This is a genomic window from Aquimarina sp. RZ0 (assembly GCF_008370685.1).
Lineage (GTDB): Bacteria > Bacteroidota > Bacteroidia > Flavobacteriales > Flavobacteriaceae > Aquimarina.
The window spans coordinates 1-5,187 of record NZ_VTZU01000141.1 but is presented as its reverse complement, the minus strand read 5'-3'; the positions used below and the strand labels follow the sequence as shown (position 1 = coordinate 5,187).

General features: G+C 31.4%; 4 protein-coding genes. All 4 read right to left on the bottom strand.

The window, feature by feature from the left end:
- Nucleotides 1-430: 430 nt before the first annotated feature.
- Complete coding sequence (tssD, locus tag F0000_RS26360; protein WP_149627688.1) at nucleotides 431-691, bottom strand: type VI secretion system tube protein TssD; 261 nt, start codon at nucleotides 689-691, stop codon at nucleotides 431-433.
- A gap of 385 nt (nucleotides 692-1,076) precedes the next feature.
- Nucleotides 1,077-1,820, bottom strand: a complete 744-nt coding sequence (locus F0000_RS26355; protein WP_149627687.1) for a hypothetical protein — start codon at nucleotides 1,818-1,820, stop codon at nucleotides 1,077-1,079.
- Nucleotides 1,821-1,837: 17 nt separating this feature from the next.
- Nucleotides 1,838-3,571, bottom strand: a complete 1,734-nt coding sequence (locus F0000_RS26350) for a hypothetical protein (protein ID WP_149627686.1) — start codon at nucleotides 3,569-3,571, stop codon at nucleotides 1,838-1,840.
- Nucleotides 3,571-4,278, bottom strand: coding sequence for a type VI secretion system tube protein TssD (gene tssD / locus F0000_RS26345; protein ID WP_149627685.1), 708 nt, complete (start codon nucleotides 4,276-4,278; stop codon nucleotides 3,571-3,573). Before tssD (F0000_RS26345) ends, F0000_RS26350 begins: the two co-directional genes overlap by 1 nt.
- Between the last annotated feature and the right edge of the window lie 909 nt (nucleotides 4,279-5,187).

Below are 5,187 nucleotides of genomic sequence, written 5' to 3'. Positions count from 1 at the left end.
TCGGATAGCACTCGATTTAGCGACCAAGCCCCAGGAGGGCTCTGGAAGCTAGCTTCCAGAGCCCTCCTGGGGCTTAACCCTGAGACAGGGTTATAATTACACTTCCACGCAACAAGATTAATACAGAACTAAAACAAAACAATTATTTCTTTTGGAGGTTCTTATACGATTTATAACTAAAAATTTCGCATATTCATCGTTTCTTTTTCCTTTCTACTTCGTTTAAAAAATAAACCGTAGCTATAGCTATGCTTGATTTTTTTGCCTTGCATAAAGAAAAAATAATTCAATGAATTTATACGATTTTTTTAATCACAAATCGTATAATCCATTAAGTTAGTAGTCGAAGATTTAGTAAATTTATACTTATTATTTTCTGAAACGGATTTATAATCTATAATCTCTTGATTTTGTTTGGCAATCATTCCGTTTATCTAACGGTAGGTGTTACATTATTTTCTATAAATGGATTGCTGGGGTTTGCTGGAGATACATACAAAGAATCCCTGATTTTCATAATCAAGGCACTAAATTCTACATCCATCAACAAATTTACCGTGCCATCGTGATTAAAACGAGTGTTCGCATTGATAACAAAAGTATTGGCGAATTTGATATCAAAATCTTTTTGCATTCCATCTCGTCTATATACTCTGATATATCCCTGAACCATCTGATCCGGTGAAAACATCGCTTCATATACACCAATTTATTCCCTTTGACTCACTCGAAATCAAGATTATTTAAAAATAGAAACTAGTTTTGATTTCAATAAGAAATAAAGGGAATTTTACTCTATAATTGTATTATAATAAATTTTATAATATCCATTAATTCAATATACCAATAGTGTAATATCAGCAACAATTATTGAGAGGAAGTTTATTTAATTTCGTAACGAAACATTAATAAATAAAGACCGAAATTAACGTCAGATAATTTTAAACACTAATCCTTGTAACTACTATGATCTCCTGTACTTTTTAATCAAGAAATCAATTTGTATATTAGAGAAAAGGTTTGATAAGATAAAACATCTAATTTATGAAGCAAGAATAGATATCTGTTAGCAATAATTACTTTGTTTTCACAAACTTGCCTTCATCAGAAATTTTATAAGAAATTATTTCTCTAGAACTAACTTCGTATCCATCTATATTATCGAAAGTTTTGCAGTTGAATATATGATTCTCGTCTATATATATACTTTTAGTTACAAGGGTTTCGGATTTTGAATACTCATAAGCTGCTAATACATCAGAAATTCTGTTGTTTTTAACTATAATATAAATAGGATTATAAAAAACGTGATCCCCCTTAGCTAAAAGACCAAATATTTTAAAATTCTTATAATTAGGTAATTTTATGAATAGTGATGATTCGGACTTAATTCTCTTTTGCTTATCGTCGTTTTTATTTACCAGTAAATTATTTATTGTTTGTAAAGTTCCACTATCATTTAATTTTATACTTGTATTCAAATCAATATTTATATTATCATTTCTATTAAATTTTATGATTCTAAAATAACTCTGAGCGTACTGGATACTATCTTTATCATTTAAGCCTTCTTTCTTTAAAGAATGTTCTAAGTATCCACCACCGCAATACCACTCTTTAGGAAAATCAACTTCAACCAATTCTTTTCTTCCATATGGTAACGTTACTTTTTTAGATAAGGAATCTAGAAATTTAGTATCGATGCTTATACTTTGATTTATTTCAATATTGGTATTAATCGTATCTGTATATTCAGAAATGGATTCCTCAACTCTACTACTTTTATTGTGTTTACAGGAGATAAAAGTTACAAGTATCATTATTATAAATCGATAGATCATGGGAGTAAATTTTGCACAAAATTATTACTAAATCTCTGGATATGATGATGATTATTGTGCCTTGGCGTTGTTACGTGTGAACTATGTGGCAAAATCGTAGAAGAGTTAATCCCTATGGCCGGATTTGTGAAATTTTCGGACAAAGAATTACCTGTTCGAGACCAACCAAAATCATATAGTAAATCGCAAAATATAACTTGATTTGTATAATCAAAATCTGAATCTTGTAATAACACTTCAACTCCTGTAAGACCAGTGCTTAGATAATATAAATCTCCAGCTAAACCATTTCTATGTGATGTACTAGGATAGCAAGATCCATCTTCATAAGAGAAACCTTCTCCGCATATTCTATGATTCAAGCCAGCTCTAGCATTACCCTGAGCATCTGTATCACCTTCGTTAAACTGAGCAATGGCTCCAATCAGAGCAGCTAGTAGATCAGGTTTAGCATGTCTTCTTCTGGTATCTTTAAAACAATATCTGATTCTTAAATCTCCATTTACATAATCCAACCCTGTAAAAACTTGAGAACCCATGCCTGCTTCTTGTTCTATATCCGCATTAACCATATACACAAAACTATTAGCATTTGGCACAGGATACCATCGTTCTCGAAGTATATTATTCGAAATTATATAATTTCCAGGATTATTAGGGTCTTCTGTTTTTGTATATTCAATTGCATGCACTCCGTTTGTATATTTCGTCAAAGTACTAGCCGATATATCTTCTCCAGCTCTTTGATTATCTCTGTAATCTATGATTGGAGGGACTTGTGTGCCTCTAGAAGCTAACGGTGGAATTGTATTTGATCTAGGGCCTTTTTCCGTTATTCTTATCTTCTCTGTAGTACATACTTCATGTTCATTATCATTACTGTCATGATAAAAATAAGTAACTAGATGTTTCGGGTTATTTACATCATAATCATCAACTCTTGCCCAATCATTAGTAAGTATCCCTAATCTTCTTCTTATCTGTTGATTATTTGAATTTATCTCGTCAAAATTATTGTATAAATTATCTCCATGATAAATTTCATATACATTTTTATTTTCTAGCCTAAATAAACTCCCTTCTGAATTCGCAAAACGACCAATTTCTAAAGGAGGACCTTGTTCATTTCCTTCAGTTCCATACACTATATATAATTCTTCATCTTCTGGAGTAACTTCAATTTCTATAGAGGGCAAATCTGTTCCCGAATCGTGTATGGTTTCTGCCCAAGTATCAAAAGTTGTTCTTGTATGAGGACGAAGCGATAATTTAAAAATTGCTTTATCAGTAAAATCATCTAAATTAGTGTAAGCACAATTCCCTTCGATATCATTAAGCGCTTCTGTATTGCCTACTTGTGCTATAAATTCATCAACATCTGCTGTTCCATCAGTAATCTGTATGGTTTCATCTGTTGTTCCTGTAAGATTACAATCACCTGTTTTTAACTGTATTCTTACGTTGCCTCTTTCTGTAGAGACAATAGGTTGATCAGGTGGTACAAAATTTTCCGTTTCTACAATAATATATACATCTCTACCTAAAATACCCTCGTTTACTTCCTCAAAGTCTACAGTTGGTCCTGTGGCTTCACTTGTACCAGTAGCTTCAGCACCTGCTGTAACTACTTTTTTAGCAAAATAGGCATTCGTTACTCTAGGTGATACAACAGTCAAATCCTCAAAATCTGTACTGATGTGTTCAAAATCTGTAAACCAAACTCTTCCCATTACGATGTTGTTGTTTGTTGTGGCACTACTTTTAGTGCTACTCGTTGTATATCTGCTTTAATCACTATTCCTTCTAACAGATCATTTTCTAAAACTTCTCCATTATATTCAAAATCTCTCATATTATCTGCTAAACTTATGCTAACAGATTTACCATTTGCATTTTTGCTTTTGATCACTAAATATAGTTCATCACCAACTTTAATTTTATTATCGGGGATTCTATTACCTTTCTTATCTTCATAATAACTTTCTAGCATTTCAGGTTCCGAATCATCCCGTTTTGTGACAGGTGCTGTATCTATAAATGGATTACTAGGATTCCAGAGTTTTTCAAAAATCTGACCTCGCACACGTTGGATCCCTGGAGATAAAGTAAGTTCCATTTTTAAAGGATCATTGCCCTCTGCACTAAACTTTTCTTCTAAATATACACAATGGCAATTGGCAAACTCAAAGTCAAATAGCTTACTTAATCCATCACGTTTATAAAAACGAATATATCCTTTATACATCGTGTTGTTAGAAAACATCCAATCATAAAACAATTCATCATTATTAGTAGACTCTATAATAAAATGAATTTGACCACCTTGTACACTTGTTTTAGGTCTGCCATTGTTATCAATTAATTGTTTATATAGAAAAACACTATCAAGAACATTGCGTTCTTCTCCATTGACAAATAGTTTTGCCTGAAAAGCCATAGATTATTTAGTATTAACATTCATTATTGGGGTATTGAATGAACGAAAATAAATAAAAAGTATGATATGAAGAGGTGTAATTCCGGTATTTTTAGAATTAGTCAATTCTTTTCAAACAGTTGACAATTATACATTTGAGATATATTAGGTAACGCTTCTCAAGATACATTGGCATACAAAAAAACATTGAATGATTACATAGCTCCAATATGTGGTCAAATATTTATACATCTATATAGATACACAACGATATACTATTTACCAAAAAGACATTACGATACACGCATAGAAGTGCGCACAGATATAAAGACATACAAAAGCAAGTGATACTGGAGGCACCACCACCACAAAAGCCCTTTATTTCAAAGGGCTTTTGATTTTTAAATTAAGATCTAATCGCCGTAGTTTTTTGTAAACGTCATTAAAAACGACATTAAAAAATTACGATTATGATATTACTACCAAACAATTGTAATAGAGGAGAATTTTCTGTTTTTCCTAAAAATTGGAAAAAATGTTCTAAAAATGAACTCAAAAAAAACTGGGTTATAAGCTATTACTTTCGAGATCCAAGATTCAAAGAAAAATACCCAAGAGGTAAATTTATTCGAATAAAATCTGGTTTTAATAGGCTAAAAACACTTTCTGAAAGAAGACTAGCAATTTCTATTTTACTCGATAATCGAGATTTAAATGCTCCGAGGCTTGCCTCGAAATCAAAATGTCTTTTTCAATAAATGCCTCGCGGGCTTGCCCCGAGGTAGTTTACTAAAAAATGAGAAAAAAAGATTAGAGGAAGGTTTTAATCCAATAACTAACAAATTTGAAGTTCATTTTAATGATGACATGGATGAATTCTCATCGATTAAAGAAGCTCTCAATTTTGCATTAAAAAATATTATTGTAGCT